This is a genomic window from Pseudorhodoplanes sp., assembly GCF_046289595.1.
In the GTDB taxonomy this organism is placed as follows: Bacteria; Pseudomonadota; Alphaproteobacteria; order Rhizobiales; family Xanthobacteraceae; genus Pseudorhodoplanes.
In genome coordinates, this window is record NZ_JBKBVB010000233.1 from 1 (window position 1) to 2,191 (window position 2,191).

Consider the following 2,191-nt stretch of genomic DNA (forward strand, 5'->3'; position numbering starts at 1 on the left):
GGTGCCTCCTTTTGGGGGGTTGCGGGCCCCCGTTTGGGTGGCGGCCGGCCGCTTCGCCACACCACCGGCCCCGGCCCCCGGCTTTTGCGCCACGGGCGCCGCCGCGTTGGCGGGCGCATTGCTGGCGGACGCCGTATTGCCGGGCGCGCCATTCGCAGCGGCGTCGGCGGCGTCGCGCGCCTCCTTTTCCAGACCGCGCAGCTTGGCGACATGCTTCTGATGCTGCTCGTAGGTCTCCGAGAAGGCGTGACCACCGGTGCCGTCGGCCACGAAGAACAATTCCTTGGTCCGCGCCGGGTTGGCGACCGCCTCGATCGAGGCGCGGCCGGGATTGGCGATCGGTCCGGGGGGCAGGCCCTCGATCACATAGGTATTGTAGGGCGTCGGCTGCGTGATCTCGCTCTTGAGAATGCCGCGGCCGAGCGAACCCTTGCCGCCCACCAACCCGTAAATGATGGTCGGATCGGATTGCAGCTTCATCTTGCGATTGAGCCGGTTGACGAACACCGCCGCGACCCGCGTGCGCTCCTCGGCCTTGCCGGTTTCCTTCTCGACGATCGATGCAAGGATCAGAAGCTGCTCGGGCGACTTGACCGGCAGCTCGGGAGCGCGGCGCTCCCAGGCGTCCTGCAGCACCCGCGCCTGCGCGGCCTGCATGCGCTTGATCATATCGTCGCGCGTGGTGCCGCGGGTGAAGCGATAGCCGTCCGGCAGCAGCGATCCTTCTCGCGGCACTTCCCTCACCGTGCCGGTGAGCTTGTCGTTCTCCAGGAGCCGCGCCACAATCTGCTCGGAGGTCAGCCCCTCGGCGATGGTGATCAGATGCTGGACCACCTTGCCCTCGACCAGCGTCTCCGCAACCTGGCGCGCGCTCGCGCCCTTGGCGAATTGGTATTCGCCAAATTTCAGATCGGCGCCCCGCGCCTTCATCGCCGCAGCGCCGCCGACGAAAATCCACGGGTCGCGGATCACGCCTTCGCGCGCCAGCAGCTCGGCAATGTCGCGCACGCCGAGGCCGCGTGGAATGTTGACGATCTTGTCCTCGGTCAGCGGTCCCGGCTGCTCGAAACGCTGGTTGCCCCAATAGACAACCGCGCCAAGGGCGAGCACGAGAAACAGCACCAGCGTGAAAATCGCATTGCCGACGATCACCACGGGATGACGCGCCCGGCGCGAGCGCCGCTTCGGCGCGGGCATGCGCTCCGGTTCGAGCGCGGCGCGGGCTGAGCGCGGGGTCGTCCTGTTGTCATCCATCGCGGTTCGAATCCGGAAAGCGAGATCAGTTGCGGTCAACGCGATCGGTCAGGAACGGATGGTCCCCCCGCGGCGTGATCGGCGTCTGGGCAAGGCACCGAACGTCTCAGTATCAATATGCGGCGGTCACCCTGCATGTCCAGACGATCAGGCAGGAAATCCCTTACTGTCAAACGAGTCCGGTACACCTGCGGTATGGCGCGGCTGTGGCAGACGCCGGCCGCCGCCGCAGTCAGTCGGGCGCGCGCAGCACCAATGTCGCGTTGGTGCCGCCAAAGCCGAAGGAATTCGACAGTGCGACCCTGATCTCGCGCTGGCGGGGCCGATGCGGAACCAGATCGATCGGGGTGTCGACGGACGGATTGTCGAGATTGATGGTCGGCGGTGCGACCTGATCGCGGATCGCCAGAATGGAGAAGATGGCTTCGACCGCTCCGGCGGCGCCGAGCAGATGGCCGATCGAGGACTTGGTCGAGGACATCGAGACTTTTGCCGCGGCATTGCCGATGACGCGCTCCACCGCAGCGAGCTCGATGGTGTCGGCCATGGTCGACGTGCCATGCGCATTGATATAGTCGATGTCGCCAGGCGAAATGCCGGCGCGCTTGATCGCGGCGCTCATGCAGCGGAAGGCGCCCTCGCCGTCGGGCGACGGCGCCGTGATGTGATAGGCATCGCCCGACATGCCGTAGCCGATCAGTTCGGCATAGATTTTCGCACCGCGCCGCCTGGCATGCTCGTATTCCTCAAGCACCAGCGCGCCCGCGCCCTCGCCCATCACGAAGCCGTCCCGGTCCTTGTCATAAGGACGCGACGCGCGTTCCGGGGTCTCGTTGAAGCCGGTCGACAGCGCACGGCAGGCGGCGAATCCCGCAAGCGACAGCCGGTCCACCGGCGATTCCGCGCCCCCCGCCACCATCACGTCGGCATCGCCCAG

General features: G+C 66.9%; 2 protein-coding genes. Both read right to left on the minus strand.

The window, feature by feature from the left end:
- On the minus strand, nt 1-1,254 hold a 1,254-nt coding region (gene mltG, locus ACK41X_RS23475; RefSeq protein WP_409728740.1), incomplete at its 3' end, for an endolytic transglycosylase MltG.
- A 232-nt stretch (nt 1,255-1,486) separates the two neighbouring features.
- The coding region (locus ACK41X_RS23480) for a beta-ketoacyl-ACP synthase II (RefSeq protein ID WP_409728743.1) at nt 1,487-2,191 on the minus strand (705 nt) is incomplete at its 5' end.